The organism is Leifsonia sp. 1010 (genome assembly GCF_031455295.1).
Classification (GTDB): domain Bacteria; phylum Actinomycetota; class Actinomycetes; order Actinomycetales; family Microbacteriaceae; genus Leifsonia.
The window spans coordinates 539831-559343 of record NZ_JAVDSL010000001.1 but is presented as its reverse complement, the minus strand read 5'-3'; the positions used below and the strand labels follow the sequence as shown (position 1 = coordinate 559343).

Genomic DNA, 19513 nt, shown 5'->3' with positions numbered 1-19513 from the left:
GTCACCCCCAGCGCCGGAGCTTCTCCGGATCGGCCACGATCCACAGATGGTCGACGGCCCCGACGGCACCGTGCGGCACCATGACGGCGAAGACGCGTCCGTCACGCGAGGCGACGAGTCCTGATCGGCCGTTCATCGGCCGGACGTCCAGCCGGAGGGATGCGGCGTCGCCGAGCAGGCCGTGCAGGAGCGGCAGGCAGGATGCGATGCCCACCGCCACCGGGGGTGACGCCGTGCCGCCATGGTCGACCACCAGGTGGACCTCCAGGCCGAGTACCCCGGCCAAGGCCGAGGCGTCGCCGGCGAGATAGGCGTCTCGCAGCGCCGTCGTCAGAGCGGCCGCCGCAGCGGTCGCGTCCGCCTCACGCCGCACCCGCCCGCGTTGCAGCCACCGGGGTCTCCTCGCTCTCTGCGATCGCCTCATCCGTTCGTCCTCCGGCGACGACCTCGTCGCGAGTCAGCGGGCCCACCGGCTCCAGGCGGTCCTCGAAGAACACCCGGGCGAGAGCCGCCCGGAGCCGTTCGGTGGGCCGGAGCCGCCCGTCCTCGTCCGGCCTGGCGTCGGCCGGGTGCGCGGCGACCGGGCCGGCCAGGCGGTACCGCTCGGCCGCATCCACCGAGCCGTGGACCTCCACGTACTCGCCGCCGGGCAGCCGGACGATGCGCCCGGTCTCGTAGCCGTGCAGCAGGATGTCGCGGTCGCGCTTCTGCAGCGCGAGGCACACCCGCCGGGTGACGACGAACGCCACGGTCGGGCCGAGCACCACGAGCGCCTGGTACCCGGCGACCACCGACTCCACGGTGAGGTGGAAATGTGTGGCCACGAGGTCGGCGCTCCCCGCGCCCCAGAGGGCGGCGTAGAAGACGATGCCGGAGACGCCGAGGCCGGTGCGCGTCGGCTCGTTGCGCGGGCGGTCGAGGAGGTGGTGGTCGCGGTGGTCGCCGGTCACCCACTCCTCGACGAACGGGTACACGGCGATCGCGAGCAGGTAGAGCCCGACCACTGCGAGGGGGATGAGGATGGCGAGCGTCCAGGTGCGGCCGAGCCACTCGAACTCCCAGCCGGGCGGGACGAGGCGGAGCGCTCCGTCGAGGAAGCCCGTGTACCAGTCCGGCTGGCTGCCCGCCGAGGCGTCGCCGGGCGAGGAGGGTCCGTAGAGCCAGATCGGGCTGATCGTGACCGTCGCGGCGATGAGGACGATCGCGCCGGTCGCGATGGCGAGGAGGCCGCCCGCACGCGCCGCCAGGTTCGGCAGAACCGGGACCCCGACGATCCGCTCCTCCGTGCGGCCCGGGCCGGCGAACTGCGCCGGCTTGTCGAGGTACGCCCGCCGCGCCCGCGCCGCGAGCAGCAGCACGAGCAGCGCGGGCACCACGGCGACGTGGATCGGGTAGAGGTTCTCGATGATCCGCCCCGGGAACTCGCCCCCGAACAGCAGCGCGGACAGCCAGGTGCCGACGACAGGGATGCCGAGGACGATGCCCTCCACGATCCGCAGTCCCGTGCCGGACAGCATGTCGTCCGGGAGCGCATAGCCGCTCCACCCGCCGAGCAGGGCGGTGATCAGCAGGCCGAACAGCAGCACCCAGGAGAGCCGGCGCGGACGGCGGAACGCGCCGGTGAAGAACGACACCGCGAGCTGCAGCATGATCGCGGCCGGGAGCAGGAGGCCCGCCCAGTGGTGCGCCTGGCGCATGAGCAGGCCGCCGGGCACCTCGAACGTGATCGCCAGCGTCGACTGCAGCGCCTTCGACATCTCGGCGCCCGCGAGGGGCGTGTAGGGGCCGTCATAGGTCGCGCGCGTGCCCGACGGCGTGTAGACGAACATCAGGATGAAGCCGGTCACGAACAGCACCACGACGCACGCGAACGCGATGACCCCGAACATGTTCGTCCAGTGCAGCGGCACGCGCCGGGTCCGAAGCTCGTCGCGCAGTGCGGCGACATGGCGTCCTGCAGCACTGTTCGAGACGACTCCGGCGAGCCGTGCCGTCGCGGACGGCCGGTGTCGACGGTCGACGGGCATCAGGCGGCCCTCCCGGCGAGCTCGCGCGCGTCGGACGCCTCCGGCACGCCGCCCCCGACGAACGCCCGGCGGGGATGCTGCACCGAGAGGAGCGACACGATGTCGCGGCCGAAGAAGGCGGCGCTCGCCCAGATCAGCAGCACCCGCACCTTGCGCTCCCAGGTCGGGATCGCGAGCACGTGATACCCGCGGTGCATCACCCAGGCGAGGAAGCCGGTGATGACGATCCCGCGCCACTGGAAGATGCCCGTTCCGAGGCCCAGGGTCGCGACGACGCCGAGGCTGTGGTGCACGTAGTCCTTCGGCTGCTCGCCGCGCAGGGTCGCGACGATGTTCTTCGCCAGCCGTTTGGCCTGCCGCACGGCGTGCTGGGCGTTGGGAACCGTGACGGCGCCGTCGATCGGCGACGCCAGGTCCGGCACCGCCGCGTCGTCGCCGGCCGCCCAGGCGTCCGGCACGATCTTCTCGGCCGTGCCCACCCGCAGGTCGGCGCGGACCATCACCGATCCGCGCGCCGTGACCGGCAGGTCGGTGTGGTTCGCGACGACCGGGTTCGCGCCGTTGCCGGCCGTCCACACGATGGTGTGCGCGTCGAACTCCGCACCGGTGGAGAGCACCAGGTGGCCGCCCTCCGCCGAGACGAGCTGCGCATCCAGGTGTATGTGGGCCCCACGGCGTTCCAGAGCCCGCACCACCCAGCGTCCCGGCTCGTCGGTCACCTCGGGGAGGATGCGGTTGCGCGCCTCGATCAGGTGGAACGAGAGGTCCGAGAAGGTCAGCTCGGGATACGACTTCAGAAGCGCCGTGGCCAGCGAGAGCGTCTCGCCGAACCCTTCGACGCCCGAGAACCCGCCGCCGATGAACGCGACCGTCAGCAGACGGCTGCGCTCCGGTCCGGGCGGCAGCACCGAGGCGCGGTCGAAGGCGTCGAGCAGCCGGTCGCGGATGGCGACGGCCTCCTCGACGTGCTTCATGCCGATCGCCTGCTCGGTGATGCCCGGGATGGGGAAGGTACGGGTGACGGCGCCGGCGGTGACCACGATGATGTCGTAGCCCAGCGGGAACGGCTCGCCGTCCTTCGGGAGCACGGTGACCGTCTTCGACGCGTGATCGATCCGGGTCACCGACGCGGGGATGAGGCGCGCGCGCTTCAGGTGGCTGCGCAGTGAGATGGCCGCATGCCGCGCTTCGATCGACCCCGCTGCGACCTCCGGGAGGAACGGCTGGTACGTCATGTACGGCCGGGGGTCGATCACGACGATCTCGGCCTCGTCCCTCCGCAGCTTCTTCTCTAGCTTCCATGCGGTGTAGAAACCGGCGTAACCGCCGCCCACCACGAGGATCCGGCGCATGAGTGCCTCCTGTCCGGCCGATGAATGTGCCTTCACCCGCTATGACCGGACAGCATCCCGATTTGTGACATCGGGGCGGGATCTCACGCCGGAACGGGGAGGCGTTCCAGCTTCTGCGGGTTGAGCACCCACTGGAGGCGGCGGATGCCGTCGGCCGTGACGTCGAGCGCGATGAAGGCGACCACAGCGCCGTCGCGGACGAGCACGGCCGCGGGGCCGCCGTTGGCCTCGATAAGGCGCACGGTGCCCTCCCAGAACCGGTCGGCGAAGGCGTGGACGTACTTCGCCACCGTCTCGCGGGTGAAGACGGGGATGCGCGACGCGCGGGCGAGACCGCCGCCGTCGGAGTAGCTGACGATGTCGGCGGTGAAGATGCGCTCCAGCTCGGCGATGTCGCCGGACTGTGCGGCGTCGAGGAAGGCCTCCAGCATCCGCTTCTGCTGGGCGTGGTCGACCTCGCGCACGTGCCGTTCCTCCGCGAGGTGCTTCCGCGCCCGGCTGACGAGCTGCCGCGCGGAGGCCTCGGAGCCCTGGATGATGTCCGCGATCTGCGCGTACGGGTAGTCGAAGGCCTCCCGCAGCACGTACGCGGCGCGTTCGGTCGGCGTGAGCTTCTCGAGCAGCACGAGCACGGCGAACTCGAGCGCTTCACCGCGCTCGGCGCCGAGGGAGGGGTCGGCACTGGTGTCCACGGGTTCGGGCAGCCACGGCCCGATGTACGTCTCGCGCTTCACCCGCGCCGACTGGGCCTGGTTGATGGCCAGCCGGGTCGCCGCGGTCGCGAGGAACGCCGCCGGCTCGCGCACCGCCGAGCGGTCGGTGCGCTGCCAGCGCTCCCAGGTGTCCTGGACGATGTCCTCCGCGTCCGCGACGGTCCCGAGCATCCGGTAGGCGATGCCGAACAGGCGCGGCCGCACCGCCGCGAACGTCGCCGCGGCGGTGTCGAGGTCGTCCTGCTCCACTGGCCCCGTCATGGTCGAATGCTAGTGGCGGTCCTCCAGCCAGCGGGAGAACGTCGTCCCGCCGAACCGGTGGTCGGTGATCGCGGGGTCGTTGCCCGGCGTGAGCGAGCGGTCGTCGACCCGGCCGCCGTAGTATCCGGCGTCGGGATCCGTCGAAACGGTCCGCGGATCGCCCGTAGCGGAGAACAGCCGACGCGCCAGTTCGTCCAGCCGCAGCGGCTCCGGACCGGCCACCTCCACGATCCCGTTCAGGGGCGCGGCGACGGCCACCTCGGCCAGGGCGGCCGACACGTCCGCCGCGGCGATCGGCTGCATCAGCACGTCCGACAGCACGGCCGTGCCATCCTTCGTCGCTCCGTCGGCGAGGGCGCCGATGAACTCGAAGAACTGCGTCGCGCGCACGATCGTGAACGGCACGCCGCTCTCGCGCACGATGCGCTCCTGCATCACCTTCGCGCGCATGTAGCCGATGTCGGGCATGCGGTCGGCGCCCACGATCGACAGGACGACGTGGTGGCGGACGCCCGCGGCCTTCTCGGCTGCGACGAGGTTGGTGGCGGACCGCTCGAAGAACTCGTGCACCGGGCCGTCCTCGAACGACGGCGCGTTGGGCGTGTCGACGACGACGTCCGCACCCTCGAGGACCGCGGCGAGCCCTTCGCCGGTGACCGTGTCCACGCCCGTCGAGGGCGATGCGGCGACGACGTCGTGGCCCGCCTCCTGCAGACGAGAGACGACTCCGCGGCCGATCAGGCCGGTTCCGCCGATGGCGACGATCTTCATGTGCTGCTCCGTTTCTGCGCGGACGCTCCGCGCGTCACCAGCTCTGACCGGACAGGTGCTCGGGATGTGACAGCCGCGCGCGAAGTCGGCTCACCGGAGCAGGGCGTGGTGACCGGACACCTCCGTCTCGACCGGCTCGCTGCTCACCCCGCGGGGATTCCGGATACCGGCCGCCGAGATCAGCCCGCCCGCCGCGAGCGCGACCGCCGCTGCCCCGGCAAGCTCGTGGAACCCGGTGACGGCCGACATCGCCGCGCCCGCCGAACCGGCGAGGGCCACCGCGACGAGGCCGGCGACACGAGACACCGCGTTGTTCACGGCCGACGCGATCCCGGACCGTGCCGGATCGACGGCACCCAGGATGGTCGCCGTCAACGGAGCGACCGTGATCGCCATGCCCAGCCCGAAGACGACGACGGCAGGCAGCACCTCGGTCAGGTAGTCGGCGTCGCGCGAGATGCGCAGCATCAGAGCGAACCCGCCGGCCGCGACCAACGGCCCGACGGTCATCATCAGTCGTGGCCCCACCCGGCCGCTGAGGCGGCCGAAGTACGCCGACAGGGCGATCAGCACGATGCTGGACGGGACCATCGCGAATCCGGCGAGGGTCGCCGAATATCCGGCTCCCTGCTGGAGGAACAGCGCGAGCGCGAAGGTGCCGACAGCCACACCCCCGTAGATGAAGGCCGTCGCGACATTCCCCACGGTGAAGTCGCGTGCCCGGAAGATGGTGAGGGGCAGCATCGGCTGCGCCGCCCTCCGTTCGCGCAGGAGGAAGGCGACGAGGGCTGCCGCGCCGACCGCGAGCGAACCGAGGATCAGCGGCGAGCCCCAGCCGTATCGCGGATGCTCGATCAGGGCGAACACCGGCAGACCGAGCCCGAGCACGCCGAGGCCCGCACCCGCCCAGTCCACCCGGGCGCCGGGCCGGTGTGGAGCGACCGCGGGAAGGGCGCGGACCAGCAGCAGCGCCACGGCGATCGGCAGGAGGTTGATGGCGAAGACCCACCGCCACGAGAGGAGGTCGACCAGCACACCGCCGAGCACGGGCCCCGCGATGCTGGCGAGCGAGGTGATCGCCGTCCAGACGCCGATCGCCCGACTCTGCGCTGCGCTGCTGAACGCGCCGAGGATCAGGGCGAGGGAACTCGGCACGAGCAGGGCGCCGGCGACGCCTTGGAGTCCCCGAGCGATCACGAGGATCGCCGAGGTGGGCGCGAGAGCGCACAGGACCGAGGCGATGGCGAAGCCGAGGAGGCCCCAGAGCAGTACCCGCCGGCGCCCGAACAGGTCGGAGAGCGACCCGGCGAGCAGGATGACCGACCCGAGCGTTAGGAGGTACGCATCCACCACCCACTGCTGGACGGCAAGGCCGCCTCCCAGCTCCCGCCCGATCGCGGGGAGGGCGACCGTCACGACGCTGCCGTCGAGAAACGCGATGAACGTCGCCACGACGGCCACCGCCAATACCGTTCGCTGTGGCGCCGTCATCCATCCGGTCATCGTCCGTCGTCCATTCGTCGTGATCCCGGGAAGGTCCCGGCACCGGCTCTGACCGGTCGGCCCGCCGTTCTGTGACGAAGGGGAGGAGGTGCCACCTGTCACATTCGCGCCCCCTGTCCGGTCGTACTGGGTGACGGCTGCACATGGCCGCCGGTCCGGTCGAGCCGTGAGGTAAGAGCGGGAACACCGGGTTTCAGGCGGCCCGCTCCCCGGGTATGCGCCAAGCAGACCACGGCTGGTCCCTCCCGCCGCCGGACCATCACACCCGTTGCGAGAGAAAGGCGTTCCCATGTCGATGACAGCGCGGCTGCCGTGGCTGCACACGGTGCACACCCGGAGGCGGCAGCTCGTCAGCGAGTTGCGCGCCGCCACCGCTGCCCGCGATGCCCGACGTCTGCGACGACTCCTCGACCCGGACGTCGCCGTCGTGGTCGACGCCGGGGAGGGGGATCGGGCGAAGGTCCGCGTGGTGCGTGGAGTGGAGGACGCCGCGCTCCTGCTCGCCTACGGCCTCGGCGACCGACGGGGACGGGAGGTGGTCGAGCGGCCCGTGAACGGCCGCCCCGGCCTGCTGCTGCGACGAGATGGCAAGCCGACCGCGACGATCGCCGTCGACGTCACCGCGGGGATGGTCAGCGTCGTCTGGGTGCGGCTCGGCGGCACGGTGCTGCGACGCGGCAATGCCGTCCTGCCCGTGTGAAGCCGCTGCGGCGGCCCGGTCTTAGATGCCCCGGTCGTGCGAGGTCCCGGCGCAGAGGTCGCCGTCCTCATCCAGCACGATGAGGCCTCCGTTCGAGTTGGCCGCGTCGGTCAGGCGGCGCAGCCATTCGCGGTTGATCGCCGGAGGCCGCGGGCTGTCGTAGCGGAAGCGGATGGGGAGCGTGGAATCGAGCCAGATCGTGCTCCGGCCGCTCCCATTGGCCCTCGACTCCCGCCAGGTGAGCGCGAAGGACTCTTTGCGCTGGAGCTTGGCGAAGATGGCGACCTCCAGGTGTGCGAGGACGACGTCGTCGAAAGACACCCGCGCTGAGCCGTCGTACGCCAGGTACCCCATCGAACCCACCTCCTGGCCATACCGTATCCATCCCGACCGGTTCCTCTGCCTCCCCATTTCCCCCATCCGGGCCGCCGTGCCTACTATTCGGGGATGAAGAAGCCAGCTCCCATCGAGGACGTGTCGATCGGCGGCGACGCCATCCGGCTCGGGCAGTTCGTGAAGTTCGCCGGACTCCTCGACTCCGGCGGGAGCGTCAAGGAGGCCATCGCCGACGGGGATGTCGACGTCAACGGCGAGGTCGAGCTCCGGCGTGGGCGCCAACTGCAGGTCGGGGATGTGGTGACCTTCGCCGGTCACGGGGTGCGGGTCGCCCCCTGAGGTCACTGCTCACCATCACTCGGAGGTCGTAGACCGTCGCGACCAGCGACTGATTCGCCTCGAGGCAGCGGTCCGTAGCGTCGAGAAGGTGACCGCATCCCTCTCCCTCCGCCCGGCGCGTCCGACGCGCACCGCTCCGCGATCCCTCCCGGCCGTGCTGTTCGTCGTGTATGTCGTCCTCCTGGTGTGGGCCGTGCTGTGGAAGTTCCACGTGCCCGACTTCAGTGGAGACGGCGTGCGCGCCGTCAAGCTCGTGCCGTTCGTCGCGAGCGAGGGCTTCGGCGTCAACCGGCCTTCCGAGATGCTGGCGAACGTCGCCCTGTTCGTTCCCTTCGGCGTCTATCTCGGAGTACTCGCGCCGCGCTGGCGCGTCTGGCCGGTCGCGCTCGTCGCGGCGCTGACGAGCTGCGCTCTCGAGGCGGCCCAGTATGTGCTCGCCTCGGGGAGCTCGGACGTCACCGACGTCATCCTCAACACGTCCGGTGCCGTTGGCGGCTTCCTCGTCCTGTCGCTCGCCCGGCGGGCATCGCGCGGTCGAGCCGTTCCCGCCGTCTACTGGGTGTGCTTCATCGTCACGGTGGCAGCGGCGCTGTGGGGCGCCTCCCTTCTCGGGTCGCCGCTCCACTCGCTCCCGCCGCTGCACCGCTGACGACTCGTGCCGCAGCGGGCGAGTGGAGGTGTCACTCGTTCGGGGGTCATCTGTCCTTTCTGGGGGTGAAGCCGGGGTGAAATCCGGCCGCAGCCCGCTGGGCCGCCGCTAGCGTTTGGCGCGGCGGGCACCGGTCTCGGTGGTGCTCCGCCGCTCCATGACGCAGGACGAAGGGGATGCTGCTGTGTCTGCACACCAGGATGGGCGCGGCCGCCGCCGCGAGGGAAGAATTGCGCTGGCTTCGCCGTGGCGCTGGCTGGCCGCATTGGTCGCCGGAACGCTGGCGCTCGCCGCGGCCCTTGTCGGAGCTCCGGCGATGGCGGCGCCGGTCTACCAGATCGAAGCCTCCTGGGCGCCAGGAACCCCGACGACCGTGAAGAGCGGCGACGTGGTCACCGGCGTGTGGCGTATCAACGTCAACGACGACGCACCGGCCCCGTCGAATGCGCCGGTCGACAATGTGACGGTCACGATCACCGCGCAGAACGGCCGCTTCACGGCGCTCCCCTCCCTGTGTCTGACCACCGGCGTCACGCCGGCGTCGAGTATCTCCGCCGACGGGCACACCCTCGTCTGCAACGTCGGGACGCGCGACCAGGGCACCGCCGTGGTGATCCAGGCGCCCATCGTCGCCGACGGCGCGACCGGCGACCAGATCACCTCGGACGGCAGCATCGGCGGCGCGACCGCGTCACTGAGCCCGATCGCCATCACGAATCCGTTCGGGATGGACATCCGCTGGGGTGTCGGTACGCCGACCTACTCAGTGGGCAACGGTGGATTCCTGATCGATTACGAGTGGACGCTGAGCAAGGCGCTGGGAAGCGAGGCCGGGCCGGCGACCGTCATCTACAACCTCGACATCGCGTCTGCCCAGGGAGCGACCTCCGTCGACGCCCAGGGGTGCACCCCGTTCGCCGGCCCGGCGATCGCCAACGGTCACCCGTGGTCTGGCGGCACGCATCCGGCTTCGCAGATGACCGCCCCGGCAGGCAACTGCACGATCACACAGACCGGCCCGACCACGTTCCGATTGACCATCTCGGGTATCGACTACGCGCCGGCGAACCCGCCGACGCTGGACTCGGCCGGGAACCGCCTTCCTGTCGACCAGGTCGCACTCGCGTCTGGCTCGATTTGGATCCGCGTCAACACGACATCCTCCGGCTCTGCCGTCCTGAACTCCGACGCTCCGACCTACACATCGGTCAGCGGGCAGACGGCCCAGGACGACCCGTCCAACAACGCGGAGTCGAAGGCGTGGACGACGCCGGGTGTCTATTCCTCCGGCTGGGGCCGCGGCTACACGAACAGCGGCGGCACCACATGGGACGACACCTACCGGGTCTCCGCGGGGACGACTGTCGGGCAGTACATGGACACCGCGTACCAGCTGCACACGGACCGTCCGGACGATCGAATCGTCGGAATGTGCTCCGCCCTCGATACGAGGTATGTCACCTACGCCGGCTGGGGATGGGCTCAGCCCGTGACCGACAACACCATCGGCGCCACGGCCGAGTACTACGTCGGCAATGACCCCACCGTCGACCCGGCGAGCGCCGGCTACGACCCGAACGCCTTCGACTGTGGCTCGACGACCGGATGGACAACCGTTCAACCGGCCGACCTCACCACGGTCAAGGCGATGCGCATCACCGGTACGCAGGGCCAGTTCGAGCAGCTGTCGGCGCAGTCGAACATCACCGCCGTCGTGTATCAGAAGATCAACCCGAATGTCCCCGCGGGCACCGACATCTGGTCGTTCTTCTCCGGGGTCATCGACTTCGGCGCCACGAGCGCGTGGTGGAACGGACAGAGCTGCATCACCCCGACCGCGGGCTCCCGCTACCCCTGCACCACCGGCTTCCGTGACGTGGTCCGCATCGTGACCGCCACTCCCGCCATCTCCAAGTCGGCCGACCGCTCGGTCGTCAGCCCGGGCGACCCGGCCGTCTACACGCTGACCTACTCGGCGAACGGCGCGGGCGCCATCCCGGCCACGGTCGACGGCTACCAGCTGGTCGACACGCTGCCGGCGGGCGTCACCTACGTGCCCGGCACCGCATCCCCCGAGCCGGCGGTGTCGACGAACGGCTCCGGCCAGCAGGTGCTGACGTGGACCCTGAACGGCGTCACCACGAACGCCGACCACGCGCTCACCTACCAGGCGGTCGCCGACAGCACCGTGACTCCGGGGTCCGCCCTCGTCAACTCGGTCAGCGCCAGCTACGGCGGCATCACGAAGTCCGCCGCCGCCCAGGTCACGGTCGCCACGGACGGCTACACCACCGTGGTGAAGACCGCCGACGCTCCGTTCATCCCGAACGTGAACGGCGACGGCATGGGCACGGGTTCGTGGACGGTCACCGTGAAGTCCTACGACCCGATCACGCAGCCGTTCACGGACACGATCGACATCCTCCCGTACAACGGCGATGGACGCGGCACCGCGTACTCCGGCTCGTACTCGCTCACCTCGGTGAACGCCCCGCTCGGAGCGACCGTGTACTACACGACCGCCGACCCGACGACCCTGTCCGACGACCCGTCGAACGCGCAGAACGGCGCGGCCCCGGGCGACCCGACCGGCAACACCGCGGGCTGGACGACGACCATGCCGGCGAATCCGACCGCGGTCCGCGTGATCGGCGGCAGCCTGGCGCCGGGCGCGACCCAGCAGTTCGGCGTCCACATCACGACGAACGGCGTGAAGGGCGGCGACACGCTCGTGAACCGGGCGCAGGCGATCGCGGGCCACACCGCACTCGTGATGCGCACGTCCGCCGCCATCAGTGTCGCGAACTACTACTCCGCGAGCATCCTCAAGGAGGTGCAGGCGGCCGACGGCACCTGGCACGACGCCAACAGCTCAGTCGACTACCCCGCGTTCCACTACGGCGACACGGTCCACTACCGCGTCACCGTGACGAACACGGGTCAGGGCACGCTCACGAACGTCGACCTGACGGATGACAAGAGCCCGACGGCCGGTGCCTTCCACATCGCCTCGCTCGCGCCGGGCGCCTCCGAGTCGCACGAGTACGACCTGGTGCTCGACGAGACCCTCCCGGGCGGCGCGTTCGTCAACACGGCCTGCGCCACCGCCGACACCCCGGCGGACTCGGGTATCGCTCCGACCATCCCCTGCGACCCGGCCGGCATCGACATCGCGGGCTACTCCGTCGTGAAGACCGCCGACCCGGCTCCCGGTTCGGTCGTGCACTCGGGTGACGTCATCCACTACACGGTGACCGTCACGCAGCGCGGGCCGGTCCCGTCGGCGGCGTCCTTCGCCGATGACCTCAGCAAGGTCGTCGACGACGCCACCTACAACGGCGACGTCGCGGCGGATGCGGGGACGGCGACGGTGACCGGCAGTTCGCTCGCCTGGTCCGGAACGCTGGGCGTCGGTGCGGTGGCGAAGATCACCTACTCGGTGACCGTGAAGGATGCGCGCTCGATGGGCGACGGCACGCTCGACAACGTCGTGACCTCCGACGGGTGCGCTTCCGCCTCCGACTGCGAGACGGTGCACCGGTTCGGCAGCTACACGTTCGCCAAGACGTCGAACCCCGCGTCCGGCCACGCCGTGAAGACCGGTGACCGCATCACCTACACCCTCACCATCGCCCAGTTCGGCGCGGCGCCGGTGACCGGCGGCAACGTCGTCGATGACCTCAGCAAGGTGCTCGACGATGCGACGTGGGCCGGCGACCAGAAGGCGACCTCGGGCACCGTGACCCGCGCGGGCTCGACGCTCACCTGGACCGGTGACCTCGCCGTCGGGCAGGTCGTCACCGTGACCTACTCGGTGGTGGTCACCGGGAACGGTGACAAGCAGATCGCCAACGTCGTCACCAGCCCGGACGGCGACGCGTTCTGCGTCCCCGCGCCGGACAAGAACCCGGACTGCGCCACCAGCCACCGCGTCGACGACCCGGCGGTGACGGCGGGCCTCGCCTCCACCGGTTCGACGATCGGCTGGGGTGTCGGCGGCCTGGCGGGCATCCTGCTCGCCGCCGGGGGAGCGCTGCTCTTCCTGCGCCGACGCCGCATCAGTAACACCTAGCACGCACCACCACGAAGGCCGCCGGACGTCGCTCGGCGGCCTTCGTGCTGCGCGGTGGTCGATTCCGGGATGTGCTCAGGCCGCCCAGGCGCGGAACAGGATCGTCTGCACCGGGATGGTCGTCGGCGCCGGGCCGTATTCCGCGGCGAGCCGCTCGCCCACTGTCCGGACGAGCGCATCCAGATCGCCGGAGCGCGCCCGCACCTGATCGGAGACCGGGTTGCCGCGGATCAGGCCGTCCGCGAACTCGGGCCACGAGGCGACCGGTGCGTCGTGCGGCAGCACGTCGATGCGGAGTGTGCCGAACCCGCTGTCCTGCGCCAGCCTCCGCAGCCGCTCCACGTCGCTCATCCCGAACGGCACTCGATAGAAGGGCGGAGGATCGTCGGGGAACGTCTCCGTCAGCAGCCCGTCGACGACCGCGGCGAACCGGTTGCGGTCGTGACTGTCCCAGACGCTGAACACGTACACGCCGCCGTCGGTGAGCACGCGCCGCGCCTCGCGGAATCCGGCGCCGACATCCGGCAGGAACATGATGCCGAACTGGCACGCCACCGCGTCGAAGCTCGCGTCCTTGAACGGCAGCGCCTGAGCATCCGCTACCTGCATGCGGGTTCCGGCCGGCACCTTGTCAGCCGCCCGCTGCAGCATCGCCTCGTTCAGGTCCGTGAGGACGATCTCCGCCCCGGCATTGTGCGCGACGATCCCGGCCGACGAGATCCCGGTCCCGGCCGCCACCTCGAGGATGCGTCCGGGCGCCGTCGACGCCACCGCTTCACCGAGCACATCGGCGTAGTGGCGGAAGAGCACCGGTCCGAGCCCCGAGTCGTAGAACTCGGGAAGGGACCCCTGGAACCGCGCGGCGTCGTCGTCCACGGTCGAAGGGTACCGCCGCGCGTCCGCTTCGTGGAGGGCGGATTGCGTCGCTGCTCAGCGGAGGTCGCGCCCGGCCGTCTCTTCGGCGAGCCGCACGCCGAGGAGCTCGCCGAGGACCGGCCCGAAGCGGGCGAGCGCACGGCGATGAACATCCGCCGACGCGTCCAGCACGGGCGAGGAGACCGAGGCCGCCCCGGCGAGCGCCGCCACCGTGTCCAGCTCTTCGACGACACGGTCGACGCTGAAGGTGGCCAGGTAATCGTCCCGGAACACAGCAGGCAGGTGCTCCGACAGCGCCGTGCTGCTGCCCGCACTGTCGGCGAGGAGCGCGTGTAGGTGCTGAGGCGCCAGGCCCTGCGCTGCGCCGATCAGCAAGGCTTCTGCGGCCGCCACCGCGTTGGCGAACCACAGGGCGTTCGCGAGAAGCTTCACGACGACCCCGTCACTGGGGCGCGGGCCGCACCGGCGAATCCCGCCGTCCGCCGACAGCCGGTTCAGGATGGGCGTGGCACGGTCAACCGCGTCGGGCGCCCCGCCGACGTAGAACGTCAGAGTCCCCGCGGCGGCATCTTCGGGGCCTCCGCCCATCGGGGCGGCGATGACCTCGATGCCCCGCTCGGCCGCCGTCTCTGCGAGAGCCGACGTCCTGCCCGGATCCCCCGACGTGAGATCGATCCAGACCGCTCCGGCGCGGAGTTCCGGGAGCGCCTCGCGCATCACCGCGTCCGTCTCGCCGGGTCCCGGGAGCACGGTGACGAGCACGTCGCTCGACCTGGCGATCGCCGTCACCGACTCCATCCAGGTGGCACCCGCATGCTCTATGGCTTCGCGCCGGCTGGGATCGATGTCGAACGCTGCCACGGGACCCAGCGCCGTGAGCCGACCGACGATGCCTGTGCCCATCCGGCCGATGCCGATGATGCCGATGCGCTGCTCGTCCATCGAGTCGCCTTCCTGTCGCACGCAACAGCCGGTGTGCCGATCCCGTCACGCGTCGCCGTTGAAGCAGTGTCGCACACCGCTCGATGTCGTCCGGTCGAGGCGAAATGCTTTACACGCCCCCGCCGCCTCCGCCGCCCCCACCGCCACCGGAGAACCCGCCGCCGCCGGTTCCGCCGGACGATGAGCTGCTCGTCATGGTCGTGCTGGACGAGATCCCGCTGACCATGTGGGAGAGCACGGCGGCGTTGAATGCCGTCTGCCCGGAGTACCAGGTCGGGCTCTCTCCGGTCTCCTCGTAGAACCGTCCGAGCTCGGCCAGCCACTTCTTCTCCTCGCCGAACAGCACAGCCCAGGGGAGCAGGCGCTCGGTGAGGCTCAGCATCTCCCGCGGGTCGTTCACGGCGACGGGCACGCGCTCCGCCCCCAGCGGTGACTGCAGGTAGCGGATGCGGTCGGCCTCGGCGAGGTGCACGTACATCTTGAGGCCCTCCACGTACTCGCGGAGGGTGCTGCCCGTGGTGCTCAGGGGCGAGTGCGACAGCAGGATGGCGCTGACGATGAGAAGCAGGATGGCGCCGATCATGATGCCGACGGGCAGCGCGCCTCCGAAGACGCCCGCGAGACACAGCACCGAGCTCACGACGGCGAGGGCGGTGGCGGCCACGGCGGTGAGGAGCACTGCGAGGACCGCTCCGCGTGGTCCCGTCCTCCGGTAGCCGTAGCGGGTGGCGTCCTTGTGCACGCGCTTCAGCAGCGCGGCGGTGGCGCGCGCGACACGCGAGTTGGACGAGCCGAGTTCGAGCGTCGTCCCGGGCGCGGCCGACGTGCCGAAGAGGGCCTGGAGGAACTGGAGCTCGTCCGTCGTCGGGTCCGGTTGGCGCAATGCCTGGCGACCGGTCGCCTGGGTCGAGACGAACTCCAGCGTGTACGAGGAGCGGCCGAGGAATCCCGTGCTCTGCAGCACGCGCACCCGACCCGATACAGCGAGGTCGAGCGTCTGGGCCGCGACCACCTTCTTGCCGCCTCCGGCGATGTCCGCCGCGAGGAGGAGCCCTTCCTTCGGCGGAACGTACTCCGGGATGATCGTGCCGCGCCCGGGAGCGTCGCGCAACAGCCGCACGCGCACGACGATCGCCCCGATGAGGGCGAGGACGCCGAGCACCAGGCCGGCCATGGCGGCGAACCCCCAGCCGGTGTCGAACAGTCCGTCGGCGCGCGCCGTGAACGTGCCCGCCGCGAACCCGATGGCGAACGTCAGGTTCTCTCGCGGACCGAGCGTGTCGGCGGTGAAGCGGAAGCCGTCGTCGATGCGCTCGACCGTTGCGGCATCCGTTGACCCCTGGGCGCCGCGGTACGCGGACGGGTCGCCCTTCAGCGCCTCGACCAGGTCGGGCGCGAGGTGCACGGTCGCCGTCACGCGGTCGAACGGCTGCGCCCACGCCGTGCCGTTGGTGTCCCAGTACAGCTCGTCGTCGCCGGTGTCGCCGAAGTAGCGCGTGACGTTCGTCTGCCGGTAGGTGATGACGTAGGTCTGATCGCCGTGCACGTAGTCTTTCGCCGCGATCGTCAGCGACAGGATGCCGTCTTCGGAATCGCTCGTGTACGGACGCGGCGTGCCGTTCTGGTCGGTGACCGACACGACCTCCAGGTCGGTCGGGTGGCCGTCGTAGTCCTCGACCAGCTGGCGGCGGATGCCGTGGTTCTGGTCGGTGTCGGGGAACCGGGCCACCAGCGTCTCCGCCGTGGTGAGGGTCGAGTGCCCCTCCGCGTCGCGGCCGAGCCGGTAGTCGCCGTCGAAGCTCGCGAAGGTGAAGTCGTCGACCCCGGTGGGGGCGATGGCGCCGACGGCCGTTCGGGAGTCGGCGCTCGCGCTCACGGGACTCCCCGCGAGGATGAGTGAGCTCACTGCCGCGGCGAGCATCGTCGCCATGAGTCGCCCGGCCCATCCCAGCGGCCGTCGGCTTCGAGCGCGGACCCTCATCTCCCTCGCCGTCCTCCGCCCCCGGCGGTTCGCGTCGGCCGCTGGCCCTCCCGGCGGCACGCGTCCCATCCTGACACGGCTGCGTCTGTCGCGGCCGGTCGGGCCCATCGGACAGTCAGATCACCCCGCGTGCGCCGGCCGGTTCGTAACCACTCAAATCGGTTGCAGCGCCCCCCGTCACCAGTTAGGGTGGTTACATGCACGCTTTCCCCTGCGGCACGTCCGCCCTCGATTTCGTCGGCACGCTGCGTGCTCGACGCAACGACGTACCGACGGAGAAGCTGGGATCGCCGGAGGCGCTCGACGCATGGTTCCTCGAGGCCGGCCTGATGGATCGGTCCCCCCGCGCCACCACCGCCGACCTCGAGGCGGCGGTCGAGCTCCGCGAAGCCGTCTACCGTGTCGTGCACGCCCGCATGATGGGCGCGCCTTTTGCGGAGGGCGACCTTCGCGTGCTCAACTCCCACGCCGCCGGACGCCCGATCACGCTCCGGCTCGACGAGAGCGGCACGATCGATCGAGCGGCGGAGATCGCCGAGGGGCTGTCGCAGATCGCGCGGCAGACTGTCGAGATCGTCGGCGGTACCGAGGGGGACGTGCTCCGCGAGTGCGGCCGCCCCGAGTGCACGCAGGTCTACCTCGACCACTCCCGCGGTCACCGCCGGGAGTGGTGCTCGATGAAGACCTGCGGCAACCGGATGAAGGCGACCGCGTTCCGCGCACGGCAGAAGCAGCCCGCCGCGACGGCGTGACGCCTAGGCTTCGGTGAGCTCACCGCCCGGGCCGAGCTCGAGGGTCATCGTGAGACCGAGTCGGGCGAGGAATCGGTCGTCGTGGCTGACGACGAGGAGCGCGCCCCGGTAGTCGGCCAGCGCATCCACGAGCTGATCCACGCTGCTGACATCGAGGTTGTTCGTCGGCTCATCGAGGAGGAGGAGCTGCGCGGGCGGGTCGGCGAGGAGCAGGCGCGCGAGCAGGACGCGGAAGCGCTCGCCGCCGCTCAGCGTCCCCACCGGTCGGTCGACCGCGTCGCCCTTGATCAGCAGGCGGCCGAGCCGGTTCCGGATGAGCGAGTCGGGGACATCCGGTGCGACCCGGCGCACATTCTCCAAGGCGCCCACGCTTTCGTCGACGCCGTCGAGCCGCTGCGTCAGATAGCCCACTCGGTCGGTGTGCAGCACTCCACCGGCCTGCCCGGGCTCCGCGTCACGGCGGTGGATCAGCGACTCGAGCAGGGTGGTCTTGCCCACGCCGTTCGCACCGACGACGGCCACGCGCTCCGGGCCCTGAAGAAGGTAGGTGCGGTTGCTCCCGCGCAGCTCCGCGATGCGGCGACCGGCGGGTACGTCGGGGTCCGGGAGCTGCAGGGTGATCCGCTGATCCGGGCGGATGCGCGCTGCGGCCTGTTCGCGGGCCGCTTTGGCCGCATCCACTCGATCGTCCAGTCCCGAACGCAGCTTGCCGGCGGAGGCCTCCGCGCGCGAGGCGAGCCCGTTCATCAGGATCTTCGAGCCCTTCTTGTTCTCATTGGCCGTCTTCGCATTCCGGGCCCGCTTCGCCAGCCGGCTCTCCGCTTCGGCGCGCTGCCGCTGCTCCGCTTTGACGGCGTGCTGTGCTGCCGCGGCCGCCTGCACGGCGTTCGCCTGCTGCTGGTCGAGTGCCGCCTTCCATTCGCTGTACGGGCCGCCGAAGGTCGTCAGACGGCCGCCGCACAGCTCGGCCGTCTGATCCATCCGCTCGAGGAGGTCCAGATCGTGGCTGACGACCACGAGGGCCCCCGGCCAGTCGTCGAGCATCCCGGCGAGAAGCGCCTTCGTCGGACGGTCCAGGTTGTTCGTCGGCTCATCCAACAGGGTGATCGGAAGCTCCCGCACCCGCAGGCCGGAGATCGCGATCAGCATGACCTCGCCGCCCGAGAGGGTTCTCACCGGGCGGTCGAGGTCGGCCGCCGAGAAGCCGATCGCCCGCAGCTGCACCTCCGCGCGCGACTCGATGTCCCAGTCGTCGCCGATGGTGTCGAAATGCTCCACAGAGGCGTCGCCGCCCTCGACGGCCCGGATCGCATCCAGCACCGGCCCGATGCCGAGGAGGTCGGCCACCGTAGCTGTGTCGTGCCAGGTCAGCGACTGCCGAAGGTAGCCGACATCCCCCGCCGTGGTGATGCTGCCGGTGGATGGGGTGAGCTCGCCCGCGATGAGGCGCAGCAGGGTGGACTTCCCGGCGCCGTTGTCACCGACGAGCCCGGTGCGACCGGTGGTGAATGAGCCGGAGACGCCCGAGAGCGCGGCCTGGCCGTCCGGCCAGGAGAAGGAGACGTTGGAAAGAACGATGGCAGACGTGCCAGTAGACATGTGAAGACCTTGACGAGAGAAAGCGGACGATCGGAACGCAGTCGGCCGCGCGGTGGCGTTTCCAGAAGCCACCGGTGACCGGTGGCTACGCTCTGTCGATCTCGTCAATCAGCACCATGGCATGCTACCAAAGCCCGCCTGCCCGGCCTCTGGCCTCCGTGCCTCAGCGGCCAGGGGCTCGCGTGACGATCTGCTGAATGGTCCAGCTGTTGCCGTCGGGGTCGCTGAACGACGCGTACGTGCCGTAGCTGTCTGTCGCGGGGTGGGGGCCGGGCACCCGGTTCGCCTCGCCGGCCCAGTGGAAGATCCCGTCCGCGTCGTGCCAGAGCTCGCTGACCGCGACCCCGCGCTCGACGAGCGTGTTGCGCGCCTCGACGATGTCCGGAGTGATCAAGTGCAGGCCCTGCGCCGTACCGGGCTCGGCCGTGGTCAGGTGGTCGCCGAAGATGACGGATGCCGCGGAGCCGGGGGGAGTGACCTGGACGACGCGCACCCCCTTGTCGGTGGAGAAGTCCGCGTCGAGGCGGAAGCCGATCCCCTCGTAGAAGTCCTTCGCGCGGTCGACATCCGAAACGGGGATGACCACGATCTCGAGCTTGAGTTCCATGAGCGGTGCCTTTCGGTAAATAACTGTTTAGAA

At 70.6% G+C, this 19513-nt stretch carries 17 protein-coding genes; 5 read left to right on the top strand and 12 right to left on the bottom strand.

From position 1 onward, the window contains the following. Position 1: 1 nt before the first annotated feature. The 6 genes from J2Y42_RS02685 to J2Y42_RS02660 form a co-directional block, all read right to left on the bottom strand. Entirely contained in the window at positions 2 to 373 is a 372-nt protein-coding gene (locus J2Y42_RS02685) for a hypothetical protein (protein ID WP_309854783.1), read from the bottom strand. Next, the gene (locus tag J2Y42_RS02680; protein ID WP_309854780.1) at positions 363 to 2027 is read right to left on the bottom strand and encodes a cytochrome b N-terminal domain-containing protein; all 1665 of its coding nucleotides are present in this window, start codon (positions 2025 to 2027) and stop codon (positions 363 to 365) included. Before J2Y42_RS02680 ends, J2Y42_RS02685 begins: the two co-directional genes overlap by 11 nt. Next, on the bottom strand, positions 2027 to 3379 hold the full coding sequence (locus J2Y42_RS02675) for an NAD(P)/FAD-dependent oxidoreductase (protein WP_309854778.1): 1353 nt from the start codon (positions 3377 to 3379) through the stop codon (positions 2027 to 2029). Before J2Y42_RS02675 ends, J2Y42_RS02680 begins: the two co-directional genes overlap by 1 nt. Positions 3380 to 3462: 83 nt before the next feature. Then, positions 3463 to 4353 carry an RNA polymerase sigma-70 factor gene (locus J2Y42_RS02670; protein WP_309854776.1) on the bottom strand — a complete coding sequence of 297 codons (891 nt, stop codon included), beginning with the start codon at positions 4351 to 4353 and terminating at the stop codon, positions 3463 to 3465. Positions 4354 to 4362: 9 nt separating this feature from the next. After that, positions 4363 to 5124 (bottom strand): SDR family oxidoreductase, encoded by a 762-nt coding sequence (locus J2Y42_RS02665; protein ID WP_309854774.1) that lies wholly within the window; start codon positions 5122 to 5124, stop codon positions 4363 to 4365. Between the two features lie 90 nt (positions 5125 to 5214). Then, a complete protein-coding gene (locus tag J2Y42_RS02660; RefSeq protein WP_309854772.1) occupies positions 5215 to 6585 on the bottom strand; it encodes an MFS transporter in 1371 nt (456 codons plus the stop codon). A gap of 331 nt (positions 6586 to 6916) precedes the next feature. On the opposite strand from J2Y42_RS02660, the gene J2Y42_RS02655 reads away from it, so the two are divergent. Beyond that, entirely contained in the window at positions 6917 to 7327 is a 411-nt protein-coding gene (locus J2Y42_RS02655; RefSeq protein WP_309854770.1) for a hypothetical protein, read from the top strand. 21 nt (positions 7328 to 7348) lie between these two features. Here the strand turns inward: J2Y42_RS02655 and J2Y42_RS02650 are convergent, their stop codons facing one another. Further along, positions 7349 to 7681: an ATP-dependent DNA ligase gene (locus tag J2Y42_RS02650; RefSeq protein ID WP_309854768.1), complete on the bottom strand. Its 333-nt coding sequence runs from the start codon at positions 7679 to 7681 to the stop codon at positions 7349 to 7351. Positions 7682 to 7774: 93 nt separating this feature from the next. On the opposite strand from J2Y42_RS02650, the gene J2Y42_RS02645 reads away from it, so the two are divergent. From J2Y42_RS02645 to J2Y42_RS02635, 3 genes are all read left to right on the top strand, one after another. Then, complete coding sequence (locus tag J2Y42_RS02645; protein ID WP_309854766.1) at positions 7775 to 8002, top strand: RNA-binding S4 domain-containing protein; 228 nt, start codon at positions 7775 to 7777, stop codon at positions 8000 to 8002. 88 nt (positions 8003 to 8090) lie between these two features. Next, positions 8091 to 8651: a VanZ family protein gene (locus tag J2Y42_RS02640; RefSeq protein WP_309854764.1), complete on the top strand. Its 561-nt coding sequence runs from the start codon at positions 8091 to 8093 to the stop codon at positions 8649 to 8651. Positions 8652 to 8835: 184 nt separating this feature from the next. Next, positions 8836 to 12723: a hypothetical protein gene (locus J2Y42_RS02635; RefSeq protein ID WP_309854762.1), complete on the top strand. Its 3888-nt coding sequence runs from the start codon at positions 8836 to 8838 to the stop codon at positions 12721 to 12723. Positions 12724 to 12798: 75 nt separating this feature from the next. On the opposite strand, the gene J2Y42_RS02630 is transcribed toward J2Y42_RS02635, so the two are convergent. The 3 genes from J2Y42_RS02630 to J2Y42_RS02620 all read right to left on the bottom strand — a co-directional run bounded on the left by J2Y42_RS02630 (position 12799) and on the right by J2Y42_RS02620 (position 16447). Continuing rightward, positions 12799 to 13599 (bottom strand): methyltransferase domain-containing protein, encoded by an 801-nt coding sequence (locus J2Y42_RS02630; protein ID WP_309854760.1) that lies wholly within the window; start codon positions 13597 to 13599, stop codon positions 12799 to 12801. A 54-nt stretch (positions 13600 to 13653) separates the two neighbouring features. Beyond that, positions 13654 to 14541: an NAD(P)-binding domain-containing protein gene (locus tag J2Y42_RS02625; RefSeq protein WP_309854758.1), complete on the bottom strand. Its 888-nt coding sequence runs from the start codon at positions 14539 to 14541 to the stop codon at positions 13654 to 13656. A gap of 109 nt (positions 14542 to 14650) precedes the next feature. Then, positions 14651 to 16447, bottom strand: coding sequence for a DUF2207 domain-containing protein (locus tag J2Y42_RS02620; RefSeq protein WP_309854756.1), 1797 nt, complete (start codon positions 16445 to 16447; stop codon positions 14651 to 14653). 272 nt (positions 16448 to 16719) lie between these two features. Between J2Y42_RS02620 and J2Y42_RS02615 the strand changes: the two genes are divergently transcribed. Continuing rightward, positions 16720 to 17274 (top strand): ABATE domain-containing protein, encoded by a 555-nt coding sequence (locus J2Y42_RS02615; protein ID WP_309854754.1) that lies wholly within the window; start codon positions 16720 to 16722, stop codon positions 17272 to 17274. Between the two features lie 3 nt (positions 17275 to 17277). Here J2Y42_RS02615 and J2Y42_RS02610 read toward each other — a convergent pair whose 3' ends face one another. Beyond that, positions 17278 to 18873, bottom strand: a complete 1596-nt coding sequence (locus J2Y42_RS02610) for an ATP-binding cassette domain-containing protein (RefSeq protein WP_309854752.1) — start codon at positions 18871 to 18873, stop codon at positions 17278 to 17280. A gap of 163 nt (positions 18874 to 19036) precedes the next feature. Further along, entirely contained in the window at positions 19037 to 19480 is a 444-nt protein-coding gene (locus J2Y42_RS02605; RefSeq protein WP_309854750.1) for a VOC family protein, read from the bottom strand. Positions 19481 to 19513 lie beyond the last annotated feature (33 nt).